We start from the raw sequence: 26,169 nt of genomic DNA on the forward strand, positions 1-26,169 counted from the left end.
GGGCGCTGGCTGTGCGGTGCCCCGGCGCTCACATGCCCTGATAGATCGGCCCCTCGCCGCCCTGCGGCACCACCCAGTTGATGTTCTGGGTCGGATCCTTGATGTCGCAGGTCTTGCAGTGCACGCAGTTCTGGGCGTTGATCTGCAGGCGCGGTCCGGCCGCCTCTTGCACGATCTCGTACACCCCGGCCGGGCAGTAGCGCTGCTCGGGGGCGTCGTATTTCGCCAGGTTGATCGCGATCGGCACCGAAGCGTCTTTGAGCTGCAGATGGCAGGGCTGCTCTTCCTCGTGGTTGGTGTTGGACAGGAACACCGAGGACAGGCGATCGAAGGTGAGCACGCCATCGGGCTTGGGATAGGCAATCTTGGCGCACTCGGCCGCGGGCTTGAGCTGGTCGTGGTCGGACGTGTTGTGCAGCGTCCACGGCACCTTGCCCTTGAACAGCACCTGGTCGATGCCGAACAGCAGCGAACCCAGATACAGCCCCTTCTTCATGTAGGGCTTGAAGTTGCGCGTCTTGTGCAGCTCGGCATGCAGCCAGGAAGCCTGGAAGGCGGCCGGATAGGCCTCGAGCGCATCGCGCTCACGCGCCGCAGCCAGCGCCTCGAACGCCGCCTCGGCGGCGAGCATGCCGGACTTGATCGCGGCGTGGCTGCCCTTGATGCGCGCGGCGTTGAGAAAGCCCGCGTCGTCGCCGATCAGCCCGCCGCCCGGGAACACCAGCTTGGGCAGGCTCTGCAGGCCGCCCGCGGCGATCGCGCGCGCACCGTACTGCAGGCGCTTGCCGCCCTCGAGGTACTTGCGGATCTCGGGGTGGGTCTTCCAGCGCTGCATCTCCTCGAACGGCGACAGGTGCGGGTTCTCGTAGTTGAGCCCGACCACGAAGCCGAGCGCGACCAGGTTGTCCTCGAGGTGATAGAGGAAGCCGCCGCCGTAGGTGGCGTTGTCCATCGGCCAGCCGGCGGTGTGCACCACCAAGCCCGGGCGATGGTGCTCGGTTTTCACTTCCCACAGCTCCTTGATGCCGATGCCGTAGGTCTGGGGGTCGGCGCCGTCGCGCAGCTTGAACTTCGCCTCGAGCTGCTTGCCGAGGTGGCCGCGACAGCCTTCGGCGAACAGGGTGTACTTGGCGTGCAGCTCCATGCCGGGCTGGTGGTGCGGACCCGGCGTGCCATCACGATTGAGCCCCATGTCGCCGGTGGCGACGCCCTTCACCGCGCCCGCCTCGTCGAACAGGATCTCGGCGCCGGCAAAGCCCGGGTAAACCTCCACACCGAGCGCCTCGGCCTGTTCGCCGAGCCACTTCACCAGATTGCCCAGGCGCACGATGTAATTGCCGTGGTTCACAAAGCAGTCGGGCAGCAGGCGGTTGGGGGCCTGGCGGGCGCCGGTCTCGGAGAGGAACAGCACCTTGTCCTCGGTGACCGCGGTGTTGAGCGGGGCGCCCTGTTCCTTCCAGTCGGGGAAGAGCTCGGTGAGCGCCTCCGGGTCCATCACCGCGCCCGAGAGGATGTGGGCGCCGATCTCGGCGGCCTTCTCGATCAGGCACACCGAGATCTCCTGACCCTTTGCCGCCGCCAGTTGCTTGAGCTTGATCGCAGCCGACAGCCCGGCCGGGCCGCCGCCGACGATCAGCACGTCGAACTCCATTGATTCGCGCATGGTTCGATACTCCTTTGGCGGGATCCTGACCTGGGCGATCATGACCCCTGATGCGAAGTCAAAAAAACGGCTCGGAAAGCACTGCTTTGCCGAGCCGGAACGGTTCGAGAGTCTCAGAGGGGAGGGAGATGAGATCTAACGAACCCGATGGAAACGAGAACGCGAGCTCCGATCAGGCAAGGATGGAAGTCAGTTCCGGCACCGCCTGGAACAGATCGCCCACGAGGCCGTAGTCGGCGACCTGGAAGATCGGGGCTTCCGGATCCTTGTTGATCGCCACGATCACCTTGGAATCCTTCATACCCGCCAGATGCTGGATCGCGCCCGAGATGCCGACCGCGATGTAGAGCTGCGGGGCGACGATCTTGCCGGTCTGGCCGACCTGGTAGTCGTTGGGGCAGTAGCCCGCATCGACCGCGGCGCGGCTGGCACCGAGCGCAGCGCCGAGCTTGTCGGCGAGCGGCTCGAGCAACTGGTGGTAGGCGTCGCCGCTGCCCAGGCCGCGACCGCCGGCGACGATGACCTTGGCGGCACCGAGCTCGGGGCGCGCGCTCTTGACGATCTCGCGGCCGGTCAGCGCGGTGACACCGAGATCGGCGCCCGCAGCGACGGCTTCCACCGGGGCGGCGTTGCCCTCGGCAGCAGCGGCGTCGAACGCCGTGGTGCGCACGGTGATGACCTTGATCGCATCGGCGCTCTTGACCGTGGCCAGCGCGTTGCCGGCGTAGATCGGGCGCACGAAGGTGTCGGGGTTTTCGATCGCGACGATCTCGCTGATCTGCGCCACGTCGAGCAGCGCGGCCACGCGCGGCAGCATGTTCTTGCCGGCCGGGGTCGCCGGGGCGAGCACATGGCTGTAACCGGCGGCCAGGCCCTTCACCAGTTCGGCAACGTTCTCGGCGGTCTGGGCTTCGTAGTGGGCAGCATCGCACACCAGCACCTTGGCCACACCGGCCACCTTGGCGGCCGCTTCGGCCACGCCAGCGCAGCCGGCACCGGCCACCAGCACGTGGACGTCGCCACCGAGCTTGCCAGCGGCGGCCACGGTGTTGAGCGTCGAGGCCTTGAGCGATTGGTTGTCGTGTTCAGCAATAACGAGAATGGCCATGTTCAGATCACCTTCGCAACGTTCTTGAGTTTGTCGACCAGTTGGGCCACGTCGGCCACGCGCTCACCGGCGCTGCGCTTGGGCGGCTCGGACACTTTCAGCGTGGTCAGGCGGGGCGTGACATCGACGCCGAGGTCGGCCGGCTTGACGGTGTCGAGCGGCTTCTTCTTGGCCTTCATGATGTTGGGCAGCGTGGCGTAGCGCGGCTCGTTCAGGCGCAGGTCGGTGGTGACCACCGCCGGCAGCTTGATCGACACGGTCTCGACGCCACCGTCGATTTCACGCGCCACCGCGGCCTTGCCATCGGCAAGGGTGATCTTCGAAGCAAAGGTCGCCTGCGCCCAGCCCGCCAGCGCAGCCAGCATCTGGCCGGTCTGGTTGGCATCGTCGTCGATGGCCTGCTTGCCGCAGATCACCAGATTCGGCTGTTCCTTGTCGCACACGGCCTTGAGCAGCTTGGCCACGGCCAGCGGCTGCAGCTCGACGTCGGTCTCGACCAGGACGGCGCGGTCGGCACCGATCGCCAGCGCCGCACGCAGCGTCTCCTGGCAGGCACCCACGCCGCAGCTCACCGCCACGACTTCGGTCACCACCCCGGCTTCCTTCAGACGCACCGCTTCTTCCACCGCGATCTCGTCGAAGGGGTTCATGCTCATCTTGACGTTGGCCAGATCCACGCCGCTGCCATCGGCCTTGACGCGAACCTTCACGTTGTAATCGACAACGCGTTTGACGGGTACGAGAATCTTCATGAGTCATCCTCCTTGTTATTGGCGCCGACTGGCGCGTCTATGGCGTGTTGTTTCGCCATGCATGCGATGCCCACTGAGTCGAGTTGCTCGATCCGGGGCCCGCGTTTGTCATTTCCAGATCTGCCGGCACCGGCTGTATCGGACCCGGCAGCCGCCCCCTTCCCAAGCTGTGCGGCTTGCAATCGGAAGGGGTTGAGCGAGCTGCCGGCTGTCCCTGTCTTCAGAAGGTCGCGCCGACGGCGAGGGCGAAGAAATCCCGGTCCTTCGCGAAGTTGTATCGACCGCCCCAGATCGGCGTCCAGGAGGCCTCGACGAAGAACCGTTTCTTCACGTCCGCCTGCAACGCAACGATCGCCAGACGCCGTCCCTCGATGAAGAGCGAGTCGTAGGACCAGCCCTTCACGTCATGGCCAAAGGTGATGGACGGCTTGAGATCCACGCCATCGAAGACATTGCCATATACGGAAGACGCCCTCAGGCGGTAGCCCCAGGACAGCGCCGAGGCGTAGCCGTCGTTGCTGCACTGCGCAGCCGACGCTCCAGGCAAGCACACGCCGTTGACCGGACCTTGCCCGTAGAGATCGGAGCGAACGTAGCGCCGCTCGCTCACGTCCGGCAGGTCGTGGATGTACTTCACGCCGACTTCGCCCGCCAGGGTGAAGTCGCCGCCCAGCACCTTGCCGAACGGCCTGGACGCACCGGCGCTGAATTGGCTCATCTTGAGGCGGTCGTAGCCGTGGTAGACACCGCCCGCCGGCGTCGCCGTCGCATCGGCCCGGAGCAGGCTCGGGGCGGTGTTCGACACGAATGCCGAGAGCAAATCTGCGGTCGCCAACTGGATGGTCTGGTTGGGGCGGTAGGTATATTCAGCGAAGACCCGGGTCTGGTCAGGCAGGCGCGTCTTGAAGTTCAGCCCCCAGACCTTCACGTCTTCCGGATATTCAACGAAGTACTGCACATTCTCGCCGTTGGGGTCGCCCGGAATGAGCGGGGCGGTCCCTGACGACTTGAGCACGCTGACCGCGAGCCGGCGGCTGTGATAGTTGGCGAAATAGGCGCCGAACTGCCCCAGGTTCTCGGCAAGATAAGTCACGCCGACGCCATATTGGCCGCCGTCCGAAGGATCCCCGTCCGCCCCGCGCTTGACGACCAGCCCAAGCTCCTCGGCTTGTGCATCGCTGACCGTCACAGGCGCGACGAAGACCTGGTTGCAGCCCGCAGTCGCGTAGTCGACGAATGCACCGAAGGTGCCGCAGCCCGCCAGTTCGCTGGGGCGGAAGCCGAACTGGTAGAACGCCTCGACATTGGTGTTCTTGTTCAGGCCCAGCCTGGCGAAGACCGCCGGAATCGGAATCCGGGTCTCCTCGGGAACCGCGCCGGCGCGCAGGCGCGCGGGATTGTCGATCGGGTTGATCTGCTCCAGACCGCCCAGAATCGTACCTGGGGAGCCCCAGTCGATGGTCTGATAGCCGATGCGGGTGAGCAGGGATTTGCCGTCCAGGTCGAAGTTGCCGTAGACGTTGGCCCTCAGGTCGGCCCCCGAGAAACGTCCGAGGCGACTAAAGCCCTTGTCGCTAAGGTTCTTGTCGGGCGCGTAGCCGTTGGCCGCATTGCCGTGCGGGACGCTGTCATCTTCAAGGTCGAAGTCGTGCCAGGCCTTGACGCGCACGAACATCCCCAGGTTCCGGTACTTCAGGTCGGCATCGAGCACGGCCTTGAGCACGGTCGAGGTATGGTCGCCACGCCCGTAATTCAGTTCGCCGTCGTCATTGTTGGTGCCGCCCCTCGCCGTACCGTTGACGCCCACTGCTACGCCGTTGCCGTACGGAACCAGCTCGGGATTACGGTCATCCGCGCGGATGATGGTGCCGTAGGTCATCGTCCCCTTGGTGCGGACCGTCACCTCGCCGAACTGGAATTCCTTCGGCTTCGCGACGCCGGGCCCTCCGGCGGTCAGCTCAGCCGCCTGTACCGCGCCCATGAGGCACGTATGTGCAAGCACGGCAGTCCCCAGGATGCGAATCGACGACGCGCGCCACTGGCCGCGAACGCCGCTTGCAGTCGTCGTGCTCGCCCGCGCCGCCCCTTGCGCAACGGCACGGATTGCCTGCGCTGCAGGGTCTCGATCAGCAGGGGTACAGCCATGGCACCTGGCTCGATCGGGGGCCTTGTCGATGAACGTTTCCTTCACGTCTTGCTCCTTTGGTCGATATCGCCTGAATGGGCGGTGTTGTTTTGAGGTTTTCTTGCAATGCGAGCGTCGATTCGACCGCTCGAGCGCCCCCGTGCAGGGGCATGGGAATGGGAATAGGGATGGGGATGGGTTTTCCGGGATCAGCCGCGCAGGAAAAGACCCCATCCGGCACATGTGCCGGATGGGCAAATCGCCAACAGAGGGAGAGAGGGAGCTCCGCTGGTCGAAACCGGCCTGTTACCTCGCGGACGGGCTCTGTCTCATTCGAACAGCACGTCGCCAAAGCCCCGGATCGCCGCGTCGCCGGCCATCGCCACCTTGCTCCAGGCCTCGGCCTGCGCCAGCAGTTGGTCAGCGTAGAAGCCGGCGGTGGCGATCTTGCTGCGATAGAACCGCTGGTCGCCGGCTTCGCTGTCCAGGTAGCCGGCGGCGGCCAAGGCCGCCCTGCCCATCATCCAGCCGCCGCAGACGAGGACGGCTAGGTTGAGGTACGGCAGGGCCGCGGTCAGCACGGCCGCAACGTCCGACCTGACAGTGCCCAGTACCCACTCCGTGGCGTCGGACCAGGCCTGTTTCGCGCCCAGCAGTTGCGCGCCGATGGCACGCAGTTCGGGCCGGTCGGAAGCCAGCAGCGCGTCGGCCGTGCCCTGCACCTCGGAGAGGACGGCCTGGGCGGTGGCGCCCTGGTCGCGCATCAGCTTGCGGAAGATCAGGTCGTTGGCCTGGATGCCGGTGGTGCCTTCGTAGATCGTCGTGATGCGCGAATCGCGCCAGTGCTGCGCGGCGCCGGTCTCCTCGATGAAGCCCATGCCGCCGTGCACCTGGATGCCGAGCGAAGTCACCTCGACCGCCATCTCCGTGCCGCCACCCTTGACCACGGGAATCAGCAGTTCGGCCAGGAACAGGTCGCGCTTCTTCTGCTCGGGATCGGTGCCGGCGTGCGCACGGTCGAGCAGCCCGGCGGTGAAGTAGGTGACCGCGCGGCAGGCTTCGACGCGCGACTTCATCAGCATCAGCATGCGGCGCACGTCCGGATGCTTGTCGATCGTGACCAGCGCTTCGCCGGTCACGGCGTCCCGCCCCTGCTTGCGTTCGCGGGCATAGCCGAGCGCCTGCTGGTAGGCGCGCTCGCCGAGGGCGACCCCCTGCAGACCGACGCCCATGCGCGCCTCGTTCATCATGATGAACATGTACTCGAGGCCGCGATTCGCCTCACCCAGCAGATAGCCGACGGCGCCGCCTTTGTCACCGAAGGCCATGACGCAGGTCGGGCTGGCGTGGATGCCGAGCTTGTGCTCGATCGACACGCAGTAGGCGTCGTTGCGCTCGCCGAGCGAACCATCGGCATTGACCAGGAACTTCGGCACCAGGAAGAGCGAGATGCCCCTCACGCCCGCCGGGGCGTCCGGCAGGCGGGCGAGGACGAGATGGACGATGTTGTCCGTCATGTCGTGGTCGCCATAGGTGATGAAGATCTTCTGGCCGAAGACGCGGTAGCTGCCGTCTGCCTGCGGCTCGGCGCGGCTGCGGATCAGGGCCAGGTCGGAACCCGCATTCGGCTCCGTCAGGTTCATCGTGCCGGTCCATTCGCCGGAGATCATCTTCTCCAGGTAGATGGCCTTGAGTTCGTCGCTGGCGCAGGTCAGCAGCGCAGCCACGGCGCCGGCGGTCAGCAGCGGCCCGAGCGAGAAGGACAGGTTGGCGGCCGAGGCCATCTCCTTGACCGCGATGCCGATGGTTTCCGGCAGGCCCTGCCCGCCGTGCGCCGTCGGCGAGGCGAGGCCGTTCCAGCCGGCGTCGCAGAAGGCCTTGTAGGCCTCCTTCCAGCCGTCGGCGGTGACGACGCCGTCAGGCCCGAGCTTGCAGCCCTGCGTGTCGCCGATCCAGTTGAGCGGGGCCAGCACGCCGCTGGCGAACTTGGCCGCCTCCTCGAGGATGGCGTCCGCCATGTCGGGCGTGGCTTCTTCGTAGCCGGGAAGCGCGGCGATGGCGTCGAGACCGACGATCTCGTCCATCACGAAGCGCATGTCCTTCACGGGGGCGATGTAATCACTCATGGTGTTCTCTCTTTCGATCTGTTCGTTCAGATGCTTTCGAAGATGCCGGCGGCACCCATGCCCGTGCCAATGCACATGCTGACCATCCCGTACTTGCCGCCGGTGCGGCGCATGCCGTGCAGCAGCGTCGCCGTGCGGATGGCGCCGGTGGCACCGAGCGGGTGGCCGAGCGCGATAGCGCCGCCCAGCGGGTTGATCTTCGACGGGTCGAGGTCGAGCTCCTTGATCACGGCCAGCGCCTGCGCTGCGAAGGCTTCGTTCAGCTCGATCCAGTCCAGGTCTTCCTTGCGGATGCCGGCTTGCTGCAGCACCTTGGGGATCGCGACGATCGGACCGACGCCCATGATCTCCGGCGCCACCCCGCCGACGGCAAAGCCGGCAAAGCGGGCGAGCGGGGTCAGGTTGTGTTCCTTCAGGACCTTCTCCGAGACCAGCATCACAGCGCCGGCGCCATCGGACATCTGCGAGGCGTTGCCCGCGGTGACCGAGCCCTTGGCATGGAAGACCGGGCGCAGCCTGGCGAGCTTCTCGACGGAGATGTCCGGGCGTGCGCCCTCGTCGTCGGTCGGCGTGCGCTCGCGCTGGCGGATTTCGCCGCTTGCCAGATCGGGCTTGTAGTCGCGCACGGTGAAGGGCGAGGTCTCGGCCCTGAAATGGCCGGCAGCGATCGCGGCGCAGGCCTTGCGGTGGGATGCTTCGGCAAAGACATCCTGCGCCTCGCGACCGATGCCCCACTGCTGCGCCACCTTCTCGGCGGTCAGGCCCATGCCGTAGGCAATGCCGATGTTTTCATCGGAGAACCAGGCGGGGTTGGCCGCCACCTTGTTGCCCATGATGTTGGACATCGCGGTCATCGACTCCGTACCGGCGGCGATCATCACGTCGGCCAGGCCCAGACGGATCTGATTGGCGGCGTCGGCCACGGCCTGCAGGCCGGAGGAGCAGAAGCGGTTGATGGTGATGCCCGGGACGGTATTGGGCAGACCGGCCAGCAGCGCGCCGATGCGGGCCACGTTCATGCCCTGCTCGGCTTCGGGGATGGCGCAGCCGACGATGACGTCGCCGATGCGGGCCGGGTCGACGCCCGGTGCCTGCGCGACCACGGCGCGGATGGCGTGGGCCAGCATGTCGTCCGGCCGCGCATTCCTGAACATGCCGTTGCGCTTGCCCACCGGCAGGCGGGTCGCGGCGACGATGTAGGCTTCCTGAATCTGTTTGCTCATTATGGTGTTCTCCTGGGCCGGATCAGTTGCGGAGCGGCTTGCCGGTCTCGAGCATGTGCTGGATCCGGGCCTGGGTTTGGGGGTTCTTCAGCAGTTCGACGAACAGGCGGCGCTCGACCGTGAGCAGCCAGGCCTCATCGACCAGACTGCCGCTGTCGACTTCACCACCGCACAGCGCAACCGCCGCGGCACGGGCGACCTGGTAGTCGTACGCGGAGATCATGCCGCCGTCACGCATGTTGACCAGCGTCATCTCCAGGGTCGCGATGCCGCCGCGCCCGGCCACCGGCACGGCACGCGCCGTGGCGGGGGGCGCATAGCCGGATTCGGCCAGCGCACGGGCTTCGCGGATCGCCACGTAGAGCAGCTCGTCGGGATGGAACAGCACGGTATCGGTCGCTCGGGCGAAGCCGTAGCCCACCGCCTCCGCGGCGCTCTTCGAGACCTTGGCCGTGGCGATGTTCATGAACACCGGTTGCAGGAAGGCCATCAGCTCGGCCGGGGTCGAGGTCCGCCCCGCCCATTCCGCCGCCTGCAGCGCAAACTCCTTGCAGCCGCCGCCGGCCGGGATCAGGCCGACGCCCGCTTCGACCAGGCCCATGTAGCTCTCCAGCGCCAGCACGCGGCGCGTTGCCTGCATGGCGAACTCGCAGCCGCCGCCCAGCGCCATGCCCTGTACCGCCGCCACCACCGGCACCGCCGCATACTTCAGCGCCTGACCGGCCTGCTGGAAGGCGGCGACATAGCTGTCGAGCTTGGCAAAATCGCCGGCCGCACACCCCTCGGCCACCTGGGCCAGGTTGGCGCCGACGGCGAACGGCGGCTGGTGCCAGATGACCAGGCCGGACAGGCTCTGCTCGGCCTGGCGCACCGCTGCCACCACACCCTCCACCACTTCGCTGCCGATGGCGTGCATCTTGGACTTGAAGGAGAGGATGCCGATGCCGGCGTCGACCGCCGGCAGACGCCACAGACGGACACCGTCGTTCTCAAACAGCGTCTCGCCGGACTGCTCGGGCGACAGCGAACCGTCGCCGAGGACGGCTTCCTGGAAAAGCTGGCGCTGGTACACCGGCAGCGCGGAGCGCGGCACATAGGCCTTGCGGCGCGGCGACCACGAGCCCTGCGGCGTGTGCACACCCTTGCGATCTTCCAGCACCCAGGCCGGCAGCGGCGTATCGCTCATCGTCTCGCCGGCGGCGATGTCGGCGGCGATCGCCCGGGCGATGTCCGCCCAGCCGGCGGACTGCCAGATCTCGAACGGCCCCTGCGCCCAGCCAAAACCCCAGCGCATCGCGAGATCCACATCGCGAGCATTGTCGGCGATGGATTCGAGCTGCACGGCGGCATAGTGGAAGACGTCGCGGAAGATCGCCCACAGGAACTTCGCCTGCGGGTCCTTCGAGGCACGCAGTGCGGCGAAGCGGCTGGCCGGGTTCCTGTCCTTGAGGATGCCCGCCACCTCGGCGCTGAGTTCGCCGGTCGAGGGGCGGAAATCCTGCAGGCCGAGGTCCAGCACGTGGACTTCCTTGCCGACCCTGCGGAAGATGCCGCCCTTGGTCTTCTGGCCCAGGGCCCCCTGCGCGATCAACTGTTCCAGCCAGGCCGGCACATTGAAATGCGCATGCCATGGATCGTCGGGCAGCGTGCCGTGCATGTTGCGCACGACGTGGGCCAGCGTATCCAGGCCGACGACGTCCGCCGTGCGGTAGGTGGCGCTCTTCGGGCGGCCGATCTTCGGCCCGGTCAGGGCGTCGACCACATCGAAGCCAAGCTCGAAGCGCCGGGTGTGATGCATCACCGCCAGGATCGAGAGAACGCCGATACGGTTGGCGACGAAGTTGGGCGTGTCGAGGGCGCGGATCACACCCTTGCCGAGGCGCGAGGTCAGCCAGGTCTCAAGCCCATCGAGCGTGCCCGCATCGGTCGTGCGGGTGGCGATGATCTCGACCAGGCGCATGTAGCGCGGCGGGTTGAAGAAGTGGATGCCGCAGAAGCGCGGACGCACATCGGCCGGGAGCGCCTGCGACAGCGCGTCGATCGACAGTCCGGAGGTGTTGGAAGCGATGATGGCATTGGCCGCAATGTGCGGCACGATCTTGCCGTACAGGTCGTTCTTCCAGTCCATGCGCTCGGCGATCGCCTCGATGATCAGCTCGCAGCCGGCCAACTGGGCCAGATGTTCGTCGTAGTTGGCGGCCGAGATCAGCTTCAGCGCCGCCTTGTTCGCCAGCGGCGCCGGTTCGAGCTTCTTCAGGCCGTCGATGGCCTTCTTGACGATGCCGTTCTTGTCGCCTTCCTTCGCGGGCAGGTCGAAGAGGACGACCGGCACGCCGGCATTGGCGAGATGCGCCGCGATCTGCGCGCCCATGACCCCGGCGCCGAGTACGGCGGCTTTCTTGATTTGCAGTCTTTTCACGCGATTGACTCCTGGTTTGCGATGGCCGTCAGGCCAGATGTTCGCGAATGGCTTTCTTGTTGATCTTGCCGACGCTGGTGCGCGCCAGCTCCTCCACGAAACGGATCTCGTCGGGCACCGCGTAGCGCGAGATGTGGCCGGCTTCGGCGGATTTCGCGACGGTGGCCTTGATCTCGTCGGCCGTGGCCGTCTGCCCCGGCTTGAGGACAACCATCGCCAGCGGACGCTCGCCCCACTTGTCGTCCTTCACCCCGACCACGGCGACCTCGCTGACCGCCGGGTGCTGGGAGATGATGTTCTCGAGTTCGAGCGAGGACACCCACTCGCCGCCGGTCTTGATCACGTCCTTCAGGCGGTCGGTCACCTGCAGGCAGCCGGCCGGGTCGATGACCCCGATGTCGCCGGTATGGAGGTAGCCACCCGCCCACAGCTCGTCCGATGCGGACGGGTTGTGCAGGTAGCCCATGGTCAGCCACGGCGCGCGGACGACGATCTCGCCGGAGCTCTTGCCGTCACGGGGCGTGTCGAGGAGGTCGCCGTCGACGGTGTGGAGATCGACCAGCGGCACCGGATAGCCGGTGCGGATGCGCTGTTCGGCCTGGCCGTCGAGATCCTCGGCCGGGACGTCGCCGGGCGCCCGGGCGATGGTCAGGATCGGGCAGGTTTCCGACATACCGTAACCGGTGAAGACGTCGATACCGCGCTCCAGCGCCGCGGTGGCGAGCCCTTTGGGCAGCGCCGAACCACCGATGATCACCTTCCAGCCCTTGAGATCGACCGCCTTCGCCTCGGCGTTGGTCAGCAGCATCTGCAGGATGGTCGGCACGCAGTGCGAGAAGGTGACCTTCTCGTCGCGTACGTAGCGGGCCAGGGTCTCGGGCGCATAGCGGCCGGGATAGACCTGTTTGAGGCCGAGCAGCGTCGCGATGTAGGGTACGCCCCACGCGTGGACGTGGAACATCGGGGTGATCGGCATGTACACGTCGCCGCGGTGCAGACGGCCGTGGCCCTCTGCGGTGCCCAGATGCGTAGCGACCGCCAGCGTGTGCAGCACCAGTTGGCGGTGGCTGAAATAGACGCCCTTCGGCAGCCCGGTCGTACCGGTCGTGTAGAAGGTCGTCGCCCGCGTGTTCTCGTCGAAGTCGGGGAAGTCGTACTCGCTCGACGCCTTCGCCAGCAAGGCCTCGTACTCGCCGACAAAGGGAATCTGCCACATGGCCATGTCGTTGCCGGTATCGGAGATCAGCACGAAGCGCTTCACCGTCTCCAGCTGGCCCTTGATGCCCGCCAGCACCGGGATGAAATCGGCGTTGACCAGGACGATGTCGGCACCGGCGTGATTCAGCGTGTACAGGATCTGCTCTGGCGACAGGCGGACATTCACCGTCTGCAGCACCGCACCCATCATCGGCACGGCGAAGAAGCATTCGAGATAGCGGTGGCTGTCCCAATCCATCACCGCGACGGTATCGCCCGGGCCGATCCCGGCATCGCGCAGTGCATTGGCCAGGCGACGGATCCGGGCGGCCAGGTCGCGGTAGGTCTGGCGGTGACTGTCGCGGTAGACGATCTCCTGATCGGCGGCGGTCGCCAGCGGTGTGTGCAGAAGTTGCTTGATCAGCAGCGGGTAGGCGTAAGCCGAAGCTGCGGCTTGGATGGATTCGGTGGGCACGAGCGAAGTCTCCGGAAAATTTTCTCTCTTCTTGCGCGCCGGCTTGGGCCAACCAACACCTTCCGCCATGCGCCTTGCGCCTGAACCCGGCTTCCCCCATCGACACAAGACTGCAGGGGCTGCCGGACGATCTGGCAATCCAATCCACTTATGCGTGGATTTCAGGAGCGATTCTAAGAACGAGCGCTTCCGATGCCGATTGCGACTTGCGCCGAAACACTTGCATAATCGGCCATTATTGCGATGCAAAGCGCCGCACCATGGCCCCGACCGAAATCACTGCCGGCACGATCCCGATGTCCTTCGTGCTGAATCTGTTGAACGGCACGCCGCTCGATCCGGCGGGGCAAGCGGAAGCGCTGGCGAAGGCGGGTATCGCTCCGGTCCTCCTTGACGCGGAAACGGCCAGGGTGACCACCGAACAGTTCGCCACGCTCTACCGGCAACTGGCCAACCAACTGGATGACGAACTGCCGGGAATGTTTTCGCGGCCCGTGCATTCGGGCTCGTTGAAGTTTCTCTGCCTCAGCCTGCTGGACTCGGCGACGCTGCAGACCGCCCTGTTCCGACTCAGTCGCTTCTTTCATCTGCTACTGGATGACTTCCGCATCGAACTTTCCCGCGAAGGCAGTCTCGTCCGGATGGCCCTGATTCCGCGGATGCCGCAGGCCGCGGCGAATACCTTCGGACAGGAGATCTTGCTCAAGCTGATCCACGGCGTGGCCTCCTGGCTCACCGGGCACCGCATGACCCTGGCGCGCGTCGATTGCAGTTATCGGCGCCCGAGCCACGCGTCGGAATATGGTTTTCTCTATCCCGGCCCGGTGTTTTTCGAGCAAGCGGTTTCAGCCCTCTACTTCGAGGCCGCCCAGTTGGCCACGCCGATCCGCCAGGATCGGCGCTCGCTCGCCCGTTTCCTCGCCCGAGCCCCCGGCGACTGGCTGTTCGTCGCCTTCGAGCAGCACCCGACCAGGCAGAAGGTCCGCGAGCATTTGCGTCCGCGCCTCAGCCTCCCGACCACCGCCGGGCAGACCGCGAGCGCGCTGCACCTGTCCGTGCGCACGCTGACCCGCCGGCTGGCTGCGGAAGGCACCACCTTCCAGGCGATCAAGGATGAACTCCGCAGGGACGCGACGATTCAGTTGTTGACGAAAACCAAGATCCCGATCGCCGTCATTGGCGAGGAAATGGGCTTCGAGGACCCCAACGCCTTTCATCGCGCGTTCCGGAAATGGACCGGCAGCACGCCAGGCGCCTATCGCCCCAAGTGAGGTTCGCCAGCAGGTCACCAAGGGGCCGATCCATGCCTTGCAGGTGGCCGGTCGCGTTAGAACTCGCCATCGTTCGCCCGCAGCACCCGCTGGGCACGGCGCCGATGGAAGCGTTGCGGGTGCTTTGGCGCGGATCGGGAGAGGGTCATTGCACTCAATTGTGATTGCGCGCACGACCCGTGAGCGCGGCGCGCATTACGTGCTGTGCGTGAAGGAGAACCGTTCGGACCTGCATGACTCGATCCTGTTTGCCGCCATCGACCCTTGAGGCCCGCCGACGCCGAGCGCACTGCCCGGGCCGCGCGCGGTCTGAACTCGATGCCGCCACCCTTACTGATTTGACTACGGTTCACCCAAGTGCTTCCGTGCGTGGATTCTGAGTTGATCGCGTCGATCGGATGGCCGGTTTCTGGGCAGAGCGGCCACCCGAACGGCCGTTCTGCCTGCGAGCTGAACGGCGGGTCGTGGCCGAATGTGTGAGTTCGGGCTGAGTGCCCCGTAGCGGCCGGTGGCGATCAGGTGGCGGTCGCCCTCAATGGCTGAAAAGGCAGGAAGCGACCGAAACGAACAGCCCCCTGCCGAACGCATTCCAATCGAAAGGCCTCCCCGGTGCCCGAGCGCCAACCGTGACGCGCCGGCTCAATTGGGCGATCACCGGGCTATTGGGTTCTCACGATCCGCCCCCAATGCCCGCCCACGCATCGGCGGCGGGATCGACAACGACCCGGGATCACGACCCGCCGCGCAACTTGTAATACGCGGCGATGGCAGGAATCCCCGCGATCCGGTCGACGAAGGCCGCGAGCTTTGGCGCCACGGTCTCGACCAGGTCGGCGGGAATGTGGTCCAGCTTGCCGGAGCCAAGCCACCGCAGGATGACGAAGGTCTTGAGGTCGGCGATGGTGAGGCGATGGTCCGCAAGGAATTCGCCGCCGTGGGCTTCGAGTTGGTTCTGCAGCCAGCGCAGATACCGCGGCAATACGTCCGCCGCCAGCGCCCCGCGGGCGTGCTTGAGCGCATCGCCGGTCATTCCGAAAGTCGCCACGATCTTCGTGTTGATGTCTTCCAGCGCGCCCATCACTTCGTCGCAGAACAAGGCCTGAAGGTCGTCTTCGGGGTAGAGCCCGGCCAGCTTTCCGGCATAGCGCGTGATTGCGTCGCTCTGGGTGACCTGCACGTCATTGACGTGAAGCGTCGGCACCTGGTCCAGCGGTGTGGTCTTGCGAACCTCGGCAAAATCACCGAACGCAAAACGGTGGTCCTCAAATGGAATGCCGCCGATGTGCAGGGCCAGGCGTGCGGGCTCTGCCCGTCCGCCGGAAACGTCGAAATAGGTAAGCTTGAGTTTGTCCATGGGTCCGTGTCCTGCCAGCGTGCGGGGTTGTCGGTGTCGCCTGCAATGCGCTCCCGGTCACTGATCTGTCCAGGCGGCCATGTCAGGCTACGGAAAGTGCTTGAATCAGGTGCGGGTTGATGAAGAGTTTCTCGCGTCCTGCCTTCATCTCGCGCAGGAGGCCGATGTCGACGAGTTGCTTCAGATAGACCGATGCCGTCTGGCGTTGGGCAATGTCGGCGTCGACGACGTTGGCGATGCGGCAATAGGGTTGTACGAAGATCAGCTCGGTCAGCTCGCGCGAGTAGATGCCGGGCGCGTCGCGCTTCATCCGTTCGGCTGTGTCGTCGATGAGCGCTCTGATGGCCTTGATCCGGGACGTCGTCCATTGCGCGGTACTGCGGACCGCGTCGAGCATGAACAGTATCCACGGCTCCCAGGCGGCATCCCGGCTGACATTCAGCAGGAGGCGGTAGTAGTCCTGCCTGGCTTCGATGATGGCTTTGGACAGGTAGAGCATCGGGATGTCGAGCTGCAAGCCTTCAGGATGGCCCGCGACTCGACTTCCGCCTGAGGGGGAAGGGCAGGGAGGTCGTTGTATGGCTTGCGCGGGTCGAAGAGCATGTGTCGATATCTGGATGATTCATCGGCACGTCGATGGGACGTGTCGACGGAATCGACATGATATCGGGTCGTGTCGAAAAATGACGATATTCTCTACAAGTGTGGGGGTGATGATCCCCGCGCTTCGGTGGTGAGCGCCTGCTTTACATCTGCGCTTTGCAACGCATGGCACTTAGCGCGTGTCTTCAGTGCCTTGGCCAGTTCCAGATCGCGGGAACATCCCGGGCGTGGTGCAGGACGCACGCAACAGTGATCCCATCGTCCTCAACGTCGAGCGTGACGGTCTTGTCGTCGAGGCGGATGACGCAGCCGCTGCGCACCTGCTGGTCGCGGCCAACGAAGCCGACGCGATCGCCGATGGCGACTTCATTGCGCCCCAGGCCCTGGCGCGGCTTCTCGCGGATGTCGACGTCGGCGCCGTCGGGATTGATCGCAGCGTAGGGGATCAGCCAGCGCTGGCCGGTGGCGGTGTCGAGCACCAGGGCCTGTTTGCGCCTCAGCTCCAGAAGCTGGCCGCTGCGCGCGGTGTTGGCCCGGGTGTCGAAGTACTCGAGGGCTTGCCCGCGCAGCAGCTCGGGTCATTGCGGACGAGGCGTTTCAGTACTGGCGTCAGCCGAGGTAAAACTCCTCCCACTCGATCTCGGTCCACCACTCGGCCTCCAGTCCGTCGCAGGTCTCGCCATGGGCCCGGCACATGAAGCAACCGTCACCGCGCGTGAGCGCGAAGTCCTCGACCGGCGGGTAACGGACGAGCAGGGCCGCGGCGCCCTCACGCGCGGCCGCCTCTGCCTCGCTCATCGGCCGATCCGGCAATTCGGCAACGCCGCTGCGACGAAGCCGCTTGACGCCCTCCGGGTAGAGGACGGAATTCTCCGCGTCGATATGACGCCAGAGCGCGTGCGAGTAGCGAGTTGCCAGCGCGCGCAGCCGAACACGGTCGTCCTCGGACGGCGGCCGCTGTTCGAGAATCGGCAGCATCTCGCACAGCCACGCCGCCATCTCGGCGTGCTCGTGCAGCACGGCGTACACCGGTCCGCGGTCGCCCGGGAGTTCCGCGTCGGTGACGAGCGCATTGAGGAACACCCGCTCCTCGCGATCGTGATGGAAATGGCCGGCGAACTCGGTGAAAAACGCGGCGAAGCGTCCGCCGTCGTCCGGGTCCGCGGTGCCATCGATGAATCCGTCTACGAACGCGCGAAACGATCCGAGCACCTGATCGATCAGCACGTGTTCGTCCTGCAATGTTTCGATCAGCTTCATCGTCGATTCATCCTCCCGTATCCGTGTTCCTATCCGCCCGCATTCGCCGTCGAGGGCACCGGCGGCGCGATCACTTCCCTCGTCGACACCCCCGCCGCTACCTTGCCGGCCCGAGGATCTCGACCCCGTCCATCATCACCGGGTCGGCATCGACCACGCGGTAGGGCAGGCTGTACGCCACGCGCCATTGCTGCCCCGCGCAATCGAGGGTGACGGTCTTGTCGTTAAGGCGGATGACGCAGCCGCTGCGCTCCTGATGGTCGCGGCCGACGAAGCCAACCCGGTCGCCGATGGCGAGCTCGTTGCGGCCGAGGCCCTGGCGCGGCCTCTCGCGGAGGTCGACGTCGGCGGGGATGCCGGGCGGGCCTCAAGGCATCGACTTGCTTGTTCGACCATGGCGCCCGCAGGCACCAGCCTGGGCGCCGACCCGCAGCAGCTCCAGCAGCGCGCTCAGTGGCCCGCCGGGCTCGCCCGCCCAGACCAGGTTCGTCCGGTTCGTCCGCATCGCCTCCGGCAGTTCGTGGCGTTGGATCGAATCGCCCATGACGGCATTGTCGAGGACGCTCGCCGGCATGATGGCGACGCCGGTTCCGGCCGCGACGCAGGCCACGATAGCATGGTAGGAGCCGAGGTCGAGGAACCGGCGCGGGGTGACGCCGGCCGCGGCGAACCAGTCGACCAGCAGGCGCCGGTATGAGCAGCCATGCGGAAAGGCGACGACCGTCTGGTCGGCGAGATCCTGCGCACCGCCGATGCGGGGGCCGCCTCGCGCGGTGATGAGGACCAGCTCTTCCGCGAAGACGGCCACGGCCGAGAGGCTTCCCTTGTCGAAGGGTTCGGAGACGAAGGCGGCGTCGATCCGGTGATTGTCGAGTCGCCGCAGCAGCGCCGCGGTCGTTCCGGTCTGCAACTCCACGTGCGTTCGGGGATGCGCGGCGTGGTACCGCGAGAGGATGGGCGGCAGGCGCACGCTGGCCGCACTCTCCAGCGAGCCCAGGCGCAGCGAGCCCGCGACTACCCCGCTGCAGAGGTCCTCCTCGGCTTCGTCGGCCAGCCGCAACAGGCGCTCGGCGTGCCCGAGCAGGCGATGACCCGCATCGGTGAGCACCACGTTCCGTCCTTGCCGCCGAAAGAGTTGCGTACCCAGTCGGGACTCGAACTGCTTGATGCGGGTCGTGACGTTGGAAGGCACCCGATTGAGCCGGTCCGCCGCACGCAGCACACCGCCTTCCACCGCCACACATCGGAAGATGTGCAGGTCTTCCAGGCTGATCCTTCTCATATCGAGAACGTTATTTCTTAAAAATTCACTATTCGATTCTATCCGACGAGCGTCTAATCCCGCCATGGAAAAAAATCCTCCGTCGTCTCTGTCGCCGGGCGCCATCGTCTTCATCGGCCTCCTTGCGCTGGCCATCGCGATGGGCATCGGTCGCTTCGCATTTACGCCGCTGATGCCGCTCATGGTGCGCGATGGCAGCCTGAATACCGTCACCGGGACGGAATGGGCGACGGCGAACTACGTCGGCTACCTGCTCGGTGCGATCAGCGCCTCGTGGTTCGCGCGCAGTCCCCGGCTGGGCTTGCAGGTCGGGTTGCTCGGCGTCGCCGCGACCACCCTGGCGATGGCTTGGGGTAACGCCGCCTTGCCGTGGCTCGGCTTGGCCCTGCGGGCGAGCGCGGGCGTCTTCAGCGCCTGGGTGCTCGTGTGCGCCAGCAGTTGGTGCCTGCCCGAACTGGCGCGGCGGAGTTCGACCTCGCTGGGCGGATGGATCTACACCGGGGTGGGCGTGGGCATCGCGGCCACGGGTGTACTGACCTGGCTGGGCGGCGCACAGGCGGCCGCGGTGCTGTGGGTGGAGCTCGGGCTGCTCGCCGTCGTCGGCGCCGTCCATGTCATTTGGCGTCTGCGCGGGCAATCCGCCGCAGCGAGCCCTGCCGGCACGCCCGACGCGCCGAAGCCCCCACCGCCGGCGGTCGCGAGCGGGAACCTGGGCATCGTGCTGTGCTACAGCGCGTTCGGCTTCGGCTACATCATTCCCGCGACCTTCCTGCCCACCATGGCGCGGCAGCTGGTGTCCGACCCGCTCGTGTTCGGGCTCACCTGGCCGATCTTCGGCGCGGCGGCGGCGCTGTCCGTGGCCTTCGCCGCGCACCGTCTGCACGGCTGGCCGCGCAGGAAGGTGTGGGCGATCGCCCAGGGGGTGATGGCGGCAGGCACCCTGCTGCCGTTGCTGCAGCCGGCATTGTGGGTACTGGCCGCCTCGGCGGTGCTGGTCGGCGGCACCTTCATGGTGACCACCATGGCAGGCCTTCAGCTGGCGCGCGAACGCGCGCCCGCGAACCCGACGGCGCTGCTGGCCCGCATGACCACCGGCTTCGCTGCCGGACAGATCGCCGGTCCGCTGCTCGTGCGCCTGGTCGGCGATACGCGCATTGCCGGCCTCGACGCGCTGGGCCTGGCGAGCGCGACCGCCGGCCTCCTGCTGGCGATGACCGCCATCTGGCTCTGGCGCGACGACATCGCGGCCGCAACGAAGCCGCGATCCGCTTGAGACGCGGACGAACGCCCGAGCACGATCGCGGCGTCGGATTCCGCCGGGCCCGGCACCCCTTGCTTCAGCACGCATCACGCCTGCGCTGCGCCGGGCTTTGGTCTATGGTTCCGGTACGAGCCGCTCCGGCGCCGCCGGCGGGCTCGTACTGCCCAAGAGCCCGCATGGACAAGCCGCCTCATCGCTTGCCGGTATTCCTGAATCTGGCACAGATCCGCTTTCCGATCGGTGCGATCGCCTCGATTGCGCACCGGGTGTCGGGGGTCTTGCTGTTCATCGCCCTGCCCGTCCTCGCGGCGCTGCTCCACGCCTCGCTGCGCAGCGAAGCGGATTTCGCCTCGGTGCGCGGTCTGCTCTCGTCGCCGCTCTCGCTCGTGGTGGCCGGTGTGCTGGCGTGGGCGCTCGCGCATCACGTGCTGACCGGGATCCGCCACCTGTTGATGGACGTCGGCATCGGCAGCGAGCTCGAGCGTGCGCGCGCCAGCGCACGCCTCATCCTGGTCGCCGCGCCCGCGCTGGCCCTGCTCCTTCTCGTGTGGGGGCTGTCATGAGGTTGTTCACAGGGCAACGGGCATGGGTGGTGCAACGCCTCAGCGCCTTGCTGTTGCTGGTGCTGATCCTGCTCGCCATGCTCGCGCTGCCTTTCGCGTCGCCGCTCGATTTCTCCGCGTGGCGCGCCTTGGCCGGCGGCGCGCTGGGGGGGCCGCTGATCGCGCTGCTGTTCGGCGCCTTGTGCGCGCACGCCTGGGTAGGCATGCGCGACATCGTGCTCGACTACCTCCAGCCGCGCGGACTGCGGCTGGCGGTGCTGGGCCTGATCACGGTCGTGCTGCTCGGCGTGCTGGCACGCGTGCTGCTGAGCCTGGCCATGGTGGCGCTCGCCGCCTGAGCGGCGCAGGGGCGGACATGAGACTGAACATCTATCGCTACGACCCGGAGCGCGGCGATCCGCCGCGGATGCAGGCCTACGATGTGCAGCCGGAGGCGGGCGACAAGAAGCTGCTCGACCTGCTGATGAGGCTGCGCGTGCAGGACGACAGCCTGTCGTTCCGGCGCTCGTGCCGCGAGGGAGTGTGCGGCTCGGACGCGATGAACATCAACGGCCGCAACGGCCTCGCCTGCCTGACCGCGCTCGACGGGCTGAAGGAGCCGATCGTGCTGCGCCCGCTACCCGGCTTTCCGGTAATCCGCGACCTCGTCGTAGACATGACGCAGTTCTTCGCCCACTACCACTCGATCCGGCCCTGGCTGATCAACGACGAGCCCCTGCCCGAGCGCGAGCGGCTGCAGACCCCGCCCGAGCGCGAGCGCCTGGACGGCCTGTACGAATGCATCCTGTGCGCCTGCTGCAGCGCGTTCTGCCCGTCCTACTGGTGGAATCCGGACAAGTTCATCGGGCCGTCGGGCCTGCTGCAGGCCTATCGCTTCATCGCCGACAGCCGCGACACCGCCTCCGCCGAGCGGCTGGACTTCCTCGACGACGTCTATCGCCTCTACCGCTGCCGCACGATCATGAACTGCACCGAGGTCTGCCCGAAGGGACTGAGCCCCTCGCACGCCATCGAACGGATCCGCCTGGCCTTGCTGCAGCGTTCATCCTGAAAAGGCAGGGCGGGAGCGCGCCATTCGCCCCGGGGGCCGGACCGCGTTCTTTCCGCGTCAAAGCGCCGGGAGGCCCGGGACGAGGAACACCGCCATCGTTGCGGCCCAGGCCAGCACACCGCAGTGGATCGCGACGATGCCGATCTCCAGGGCCACGATCTCTTCACGAACCCCGAGCATGCAGCGGACACCCCGCTTCAGCAGCGCGACCGAAGCGCCGATCGCCAGCACCGGCAGTACCAGGACGGCGAGCGTCCCGTCCTGCAGGAGCGCGAACGACGATAGCCAGAGCGGGAGCAGGGATACCGTCGCGAGCAGACAAGCGTCGCGTGCGCTCGCCCGCACCCCATGGGTCGCCGCGACGGCGCCGATCAGCCAGCGGATCATCAGGAAGCCGACGAGCTGCGCGGCGAACAGCGCGAACTCCACGAACTGCCAGGCGGAAGCGGAGAGGGCGGGCAGATAGTGGGCCGATCCGACATCGGTCGCATGGGACAACATCGCGGGGGGCAACATGGCGGCCGGCAGGGCGACCCCGAAGACCAGGGTGGCCAGCGAGGGCGGGCGGCGGGAGAGTTCGGTCCAGGCGGCGTCCGAGGACCACAGCATGGGCGGCAGATGGAGGGAAGACATGATCGATCTCTGCTGGCGTGTTTGGGCGGCTCGAGGAATTTATATCACAACATGATATAAACTAGCATGGCCCGCCCCCCGGCAGCGAATACGTTGCGACCAGCGCGCGGAGAACCCGCCCGCAGCTTTGCGCGGCCACGAAGCACAGGCAGACCGTCATCCGGTGGCGCAGCGCGCCCCGACTATCGCCGCTCCCGGCCGGCGGGCGGGCGCACGATCGTGATCGGCGCGATGGCGCGCGCCGCCGCTTGCAGGCCGAGTGCCTCGTGCAGCCGTGCGTCGCTGCCGACGAGGTCGGCAAGCGAAACGCGGTCGAGTGCAGCCAGGAAGGCCTGCAGGGCACCGTCCAGCGCGCCCTTGAGCCGGCACGCCGGATCCAGCAGGCAGTGCGACTGCGTTCCGAAGCACTCGACGAGCGCGAGGCTCGGTTCGAGCTGGCGGACCACGTTGCCGAGACCGATCTCGCTGCTTGCACGCGCGAGCCTCAAACCCCCTCCCTTGCCGCGTGCGCCGTCGACGAAGCCCTTCGCCACCAGTTCGGTGACGATCTTCATGAGGTGGCTGCGCGAGATGTCGAAACGCTCGGCGACCTCCTTGATGGTGATGCGCCGCTCGGGGATGGCCCCGAGCTACATGAGTACCCGGAGCGCGTAATCGGTGTGTTGCGTGATGTTCATCGGCAGGGCGTGCAGAGGAGTCGTTGTCGGCTCCATGCTAGCAACAATAGATTCATACAGGTTGACTCTTCAAGGAGGAACGGCCATGGCCCACGTCCTTACCGAAGCCTGCATCCGCTGCAAATACACGGACTGCGTAAGCATGTGCCCAGTCGAGACCCATCCGGCGCTGCCCGCCACCGCCCCCTGGCACGCTCGCAGCCCGCCTGCCCTCGCCTGTCGCTACACTGCCCGCACGAGAACCCGCGAAGCGAAGGGAGACAGGTCATGGCCGAGCACGCTGCCGAGCCGACGGTGAAGCATTTCCGCCTCGCCCTGCTGTGGCCGCTGCGGCTGCTGACCGCGACGGGCGCGCTGGGGCCGCAGCAGCGGCCGTGGCAGGTGCTGCGCGACCTGGGCGAAGCCTCGCCGTGGCGCGAGGTCGAGCACGACCTGGAGGTCGAAGGCAGCGTCTTCCAGGAGCGGCACTACAACGAGTTCGTGACCTTCCTGCCCTACGTGCAGCAGTTCCTCTACGGCGAGGGCCGTGCGCAGCGCGGCGACTCGGCGGACGCGGGGCCGGCGATGCGCGTGTTCCGTCGCCGCGATATCGCGAAACTGCGCGTGGCCGCACGCGACGGCGACGCGCCGGTGACGCTCGACGTCGTCCATGTGCATCTGTATTTCTTCTTCGACGTCGATGTGGTGATCCTCAACGTCGAGGTCGCCGGCGGCGACCTGCCCTTGTCCGCGGTGCAGGAGCTGATGTATCGCATCGGCCGCGCCTACCCGTCGGGCTGGGACGAGCACGGCCGCGCCCTGCACAGCCTCGCCGTCGCCGAGCTGATCGGGCGCGACGGGTCGGTGCTGGCGCGCACCGACGCGCACGAGCGCGAGGCCTTCCTGACCCACGTCAGCCGCCATCGCGCACCGCGCATCGCCGCGCACTGGGCCTGGCTGATGCAGCCGCTGGCGAGCGCCTACTCGGCCCAGCCCGGCACGCTGCGCTATCGCCAGATCGAGTATCACCGCATGCCGCTGACGGCCTATCTCGCCCTCGACGACCCGCAGGCGCTGACGCGCAGGGATTTCGTCCGCCTCGGCCTGGTGACCGGCGCGGGACCGCACACGGCACAAGCCGAACGCGAGGGCGGCGGCAACGCCCTGCCCTACGCCGAACCGCATCTGGACGACTTCGAGCGCCGCCACTGCTACGACCGCTTCTGGTCCGCGAGCGGCGCGGCGCCCTGGACCCGCTACCTGTGCAGCGGCCACGCGCTGGTGGTGGTGGGCGATGCGAAATCGGCCTATTTCACCGACCGCGAGCGCGGCGTGCTGGCGCAGTTCCGCCACCAGCACTTCCTGCTGTTCCTGATCGCGCACTTCCAGAAGTCGGCGCTGCTGATGTTCTCCGAGCGCCTGGTCGAGGCGCTCAAGCGCCTGCACGTCACCGACCCGGAAAGCGTGCGGCGCTTCAAGCGCGCGATCCGCGCCAGCTTCGAGGGCTTCCTGCGTTTCACGCATCGCTACTGGTTCCACGATATCGCCGAGCAGGCGCAGACACGCGCGCTGTTCCGCATGACCAGCGCGCATCTGGGCACCGACGCGCTGTACGCCGAGATCAAGGAGCGCACCGCGGACATGAACGGCTACCTCGAGGCCGACAGCCTGCGCCGCCAGGCCAACACCGTGGTGCGCCTGACCGTGGTGACGATCTTCGGCCTCATCGGCACCATCACCACCGGCTTCCTGGGCATGAACCTGCTCGCCGAGGCGGAATCGCCGCTCGCCGAGCGCCTGGCCTACTTCGCGCTGGTGTTCGGCGTGTCGACGGCGCTCACGCTGTACACGATGGTCAAGTCCAAGCGCCTGTCGGACTTCCTCGACGCGGTGTCGGACGAGCGCCTGTCGACCTGGAACAAGCTCCGCGCGCTCGCCGCCGTGTGGCGTCGCGGCGCGGACTGAGCGGCCCCGCTACATCAGCCACTCCGGCCGCAGCAGCATCACCGCACCGAGCGCCAGCATCACCACGCCCGCAAGCAGCTTGAGCATGCGGCCGCCGCGCTCGCCGAGCTTGCCGCTGCCGAGGGCGAGCACCGCGGTGCCGACCATCAGCGCGTCGTCGGCGATGTAGGCGAGGATGTAGAGGCCGAGGTAGCCGTAGTGGGCGAGCGGCGAGAGGTCCTGGCCGGTGAGCACCGCGGTGTAGATCGCCGGCAGGCCGGCGGTGCATAGCAGCTCGACGAAGTTCACCACCACCGCCAGCACCGCGACCGCGGCGAGCGAGGCGGGCAGGGATTCGGCCTTCAGGATGGCGCGGGCACGCGCATAGATGCCCGGCTTGGCGGACTCCGGGATGGACAGCGAGACGCCGCGGCGGAAGGCGAAGAAGTCCTTCACGTTGATCAGGCCGATGAGCATGGCCAGCACGGCGAGGCCGACGCGCAGCGCGGCCGTCATGCCGACGAGCAGGAAGACGTTGAGCCAGGCCGCCATGAAGGCGTAGTACACCGCGCCGCTGGCGAGCACGAAGGTGCCGGCGACCATCGCCATGCGACGGCGGTCCTGCAGCCTCACCAGCAGCGACAGCAGGAATAGCAGCACCCACATCGCGCAGGGGTTGAAGCCGTCGAGCAGGCCGAGCGCCAGGGTGAACATCGGCAGGCCGAGCTCGCTCGCGCTCAGGGTGCCGAACAGGCCCGACTCCACCCGGTCGCGCGGCGGCGGCGGGGCCTCGTCGAGCAGGCGCAGCAGCTCGGCGCCGACGTGCTCGGCGTCGTCGAAGCCGACCAGCACCCGGCCGCCATAGACGAAAGTGGGCACGCCCGGCGGCCACGCCCCGACTGCCTCGCTGATCGCCACCAGGGCGTCGCGCGCGGCGGGGTCGCGATCGACCTCGCGCAGCACGACCTGCAGCCCGGGGCGGGCGTCGGCGAGACCGGCGAGAAAGCGCTTGGCCTCCGCGCAATGCGGGCAGCCTTCGCGCACATAGACGTGGAGCTGGCCCGGCGCGGGGAGATCGAGCGCCGGCGCGGCGGTGCCGGCATCGGCGCCCGGGCTCGCATGGGCGAACAGCAGGCATGCCAGCAGCAACAGGGTACGAAGAACCGCCGCGATCGCCATGGATGCGCCCCTCGCCGGCGCCGT

The 26,169-nt window shown here is 67.1% G+C and carries 22 protein-coding genes; 6 read left to right on the forward strand and 16 right to left on the reverse strand.

All coding sequences use genetic code 11. From position 1 onward, the window contains the following. Positions 1–28: 28 nt before the first annotated feature. From PO78_RS01160 to PO78_RS01195, 8 genes are all read right to left on the reverse strand, one after another. On the reverse strand, positions 29–1,663 hold the full coding sequence (locus PO78_RS01160) for an electron transfer flavoprotein-ubiquinone oxidoreductase (protein ID WP_043741552.1): 1,635 nt from the start codon (positions 1,661–1,663) through the stop codon (positions 29–31). Between the two features lie 172 nt (positions 1,664–1,835). Beyond that, positions 1,836–2,771 carry an electron transfer flavoprotein subunit alpha/FixB family protein gene (locus tag PO78_RS01165; RefSeq protein WP_043741557.1) on the reverse strand — a complete coding sequence of 312 codons (936 nt, stop codon included), beginning with the start codon at positions 2,769–2,771 and terminating at the stop codon, positions 1,836–1,838. A 2-nt stretch (positions 2,772–2,773) separates the two neighbouring features. Continuing rightward, entirely contained in the window at positions 2,774–3,523 is a 750-nt protein-coding gene (locus tag PO78_RS01170; RefSeq protein WP_043741560.1) for an electron transfer flavoprotein subunit beta/FixA family protein, read from the reverse strand. Between the two features lie 220 nt (positions 3,524–3,743). After that, positions 3,744–5,714, reverse strand: coding sequence for a DUF1302 domain-containing protein (locus PO78_RS01175; protein ID WP_197068716.1), 1,971 nt, complete (start codon positions 5,712–5,714; stop codon positions 3,744–3,746). Between the two features lie 263 nt (positions 5,715–5,977). Beyond that, the gene (locus PO78_RS01180) at positions 5,978–7,774 is read right to left on the reverse strand and encodes an acyl-CoA dehydrogenase (RefSeq protein ID WP_043741563.1); all 1,797 of its coding nucleotides are present in this window, start codon (positions 7,772–7,774) and stop codon (positions 5,978–5,980) included. 26 nt (positions 7,775–7,800) lie between these two features. Beyond that, entirely contained in the window at positions 7,801–8,997 is a 1,197-nt protein-coding gene (locus PO78_RS01185; protein ID WP_043741565.1) for an acetyl-CoA C-acyltransferase, read from the reverse strand. Between the two features lie 22 nt (positions 8,998–9,019). Then, positions 9,020–11,416 (reverse strand): 3-hydroxyacyl-CoA dehydrogenase/enoyl-CoA hydratase family protein, encoded by a 2,397-nt coding sequence (locus PO78_RS01190; RefSeq protein WP_043741567.1) that lies wholly within the window; start codon positions 11,414–11,416, stop codon positions 9,020–9,022. A gap of 28 nt (positions 11,417–11,444) precedes the next feature. Continuing rightward, positions 11,445–13,088, reverse strand: a complete 1,644-nt coding sequence (locus tag PO78_RS01195) for a fatty acid--CoA ligase (RefSeq protein ID WP_043741569.1) — start codon at positions 13,086–13,088, stop codon at positions 11,445–11,447. Positions 13,089–13,348: 260 nt separating this feature from the next. Between PO78_RS01195 and PO78_RS01200 the strand changes: the two genes are divergently transcribed. After that, complete coding sequence (locus tag PO78_RS01200; RefSeq protein WP_043741572.1) at positions 13,349–14,359, forward strand: AraC family transcriptional regulator; 1,011 nt, start codon at positions 13,349–13,351, stop codon at positions 14,357–14,359. A 730-nt stretch (positions 14,360–15,089) separates the two neighbouring features. On the opposite strand, the gene PO78_RS01205 is transcribed toward PO78_RS01200, so the two are convergent. The 5 genes from PO78_RS01205 to PO78_RS01225 form a co-directional block, all read right to left on the reverse strand. Beyond that, positions 15,090–15,713: a glutathione S-transferase gene (locus PO78_RS01205; protein ID WP_004304680.1), complete on the reverse strand. Its 624-nt coding sequence runs from the start codon at positions 15,711–15,713 to the stop codon at positions 15,090–15,092. Positions 15,714–15,795: 82 nt separating this feature from the next. Beyond that, positions 15,796–16,212 (reverse strand): Fic family protein, encoded by a 417-nt coding sequence (locus tag PO78_RS01210; protein ID WP_231570584.1) that lies wholly within the window; start codon positions 16,210–16,212, stop codon positions 15,796–15,798. 289 nt (positions 16,213–16,501) lie between these two features. Next, positions 16,502–16,795 (reverse strand): hypothetical protein, encoded by a 294-nt coding sequence (locus PO78_RS01215; protein WP_231570585.1) that lies wholly within the window; start codon positions 16,793–16,795, stop codon positions 16,502–16,504. 130 nt (positions 16,796–16,925) lie between these two features. Continuing rightward, positions 16,926–17,576: a hemerythrin domain-containing protein gene (locus PO78_RS01220; protein ID WP_012584255.1), complete on the reverse strand. Its 651-nt coding sequence runs from the start codon at positions 17,574–17,576 to the stop codon at positions 16,926–16,928. Positions 17,577–17,943: 367 nt separating this feature from the next. Further along, positions 17,944–18,858 (reverse strand): LysR family transcriptional regulator, encoded by a 915-nt coding sequence (locus PO78_RS01225; protein WP_004304688.1) that lies wholly within the window; start codon positions 18,856–18,858, stop codon positions 17,944–17,946. A gap of 64 nt (positions 18,859–18,922) precedes the next feature. Here PO78_RS01225 and PO78_RS01230 point away from each other — a divergent pair, with 64 nt between their 5' ends. The 4 genes from PO78_RS01230 (at position 18,923) to PO78_RS01245 (ending at position 21,733) form a co-directional block, all read left to right on the forward strand. Continuing rightward, complete coding sequence (locus tag PO78_RS01230) at positions 18,923–20,131, forward strand: YbfB/YjiJ family MFS transporter (RefSeq protein WP_043741576.1); 1,209 nt, start codon at positions 18,923–18,925, stop codon at positions 20,129–20,131. Positions 20,132–20,295: 164 nt separating this feature from the next. Then, positions 20,296–20,682: a succinate dehydrogenase, cytochrome b556 subunit gene (sdhC, locus tag PO78_RS01235; protein ID WP_043741579.1), complete on the forward strand. Its 387-nt coding sequence runs from the start codon at positions 20,296–20,298 to the stop codon at positions 20,680–20,682. Then, positions 20,679–21,020: a succinate dehydrogenase, hydrophobic membrane anchor protein gene (gene sdhD, locus PO78_RS01240; protein WP_012584258.1), complete on the forward strand. Its 342-nt coding sequence runs from the start codon at positions 20,679–20,681 to the stop codon at positions 21,018–21,020. Before sdhC ends, sdhD begins: the two co-directional genes overlap by 4 nt. Before the next feature lie 17 nt (positions 21,021–21,037). After that, positions 21,038–21,733, forward strand: coding sequence for a succinate dehydrogenase iron-sulfur subunit (locus PO78_RS01245; RefSeq protein WP_012584259.1), 696 nt, complete (start codon positions 21,038–21,040; stop codon positions 21,731–21,733). 57 nt (positions 21,734–21,790) lie between these two features. On the opposite strand, the gene PO78_RS01250 is transcribed toward PO78_RS01245, so the two are convergent. After that, entirely contained in the window at positions 21,791–22,366 is a 576-nt protein-coding gene (locus tag PO78_RS01250; RefSeq protein WP_004304698.1) for a DUF1282 family protein, read from the reverse strand. A 182-nt stretch (positions 22,367–22,548) separates the two neighbouring features. Next, the gene (locus PO78_RS01255; protein ID WP_231570591.1) at positions 22,549–22,986 is read right to left on the reverse strand and encodes an Rrf2 family transcriptional regulator; all 438 of its coding nucleotides are present in this window, start codon (positions 22,984–22,986) and stop codon (positions 22,549–22,551) included. Positions 22,987–23,310: 324 nt separating this feature from the next. On the opposite strand from PO78_RS01255, the gene PO78_RS01260 reads away from it, so the two are divergent. Further along, complete coding sequence (locus tag PO78_RS01260) at positions 23,311–24,987, forward strand: hypothetical protein (RefSeq protein ID WP_004304702.1); 1,677 nt, start codon at positions 23,311–23,313, stop codon at positions 24,985–24,987. A 9-nt stretch (positions 24,988–24,996) separates the two neighbouring features. Here the strand turns inward: PO78_RS01260 and PO78_RS01265 are convergent, their stop codons facing one another. After that, a complete protein-coding gene (locus PO78_RS01265) occupies positions 24,997–26,145 on the reverse strand; it encodes a glutaredoxin family protein (RefSeq protein ID WP_043741583.1) in 1,149 nt (382 codons plus the stop codon). Positions 26,146–26,169 lie beyond the last annotated feature (24 nt).

It is taken from the genome of Thauera sp. SWB20, from assembly GCF_000831325.1.
Classification (GTDB): Bacteria; Pseudomonadota; Gammaproteobacteria; order Burkholderiales; family Rhodocyclaceae; genus Thauera; species Thauera aminoaromatica.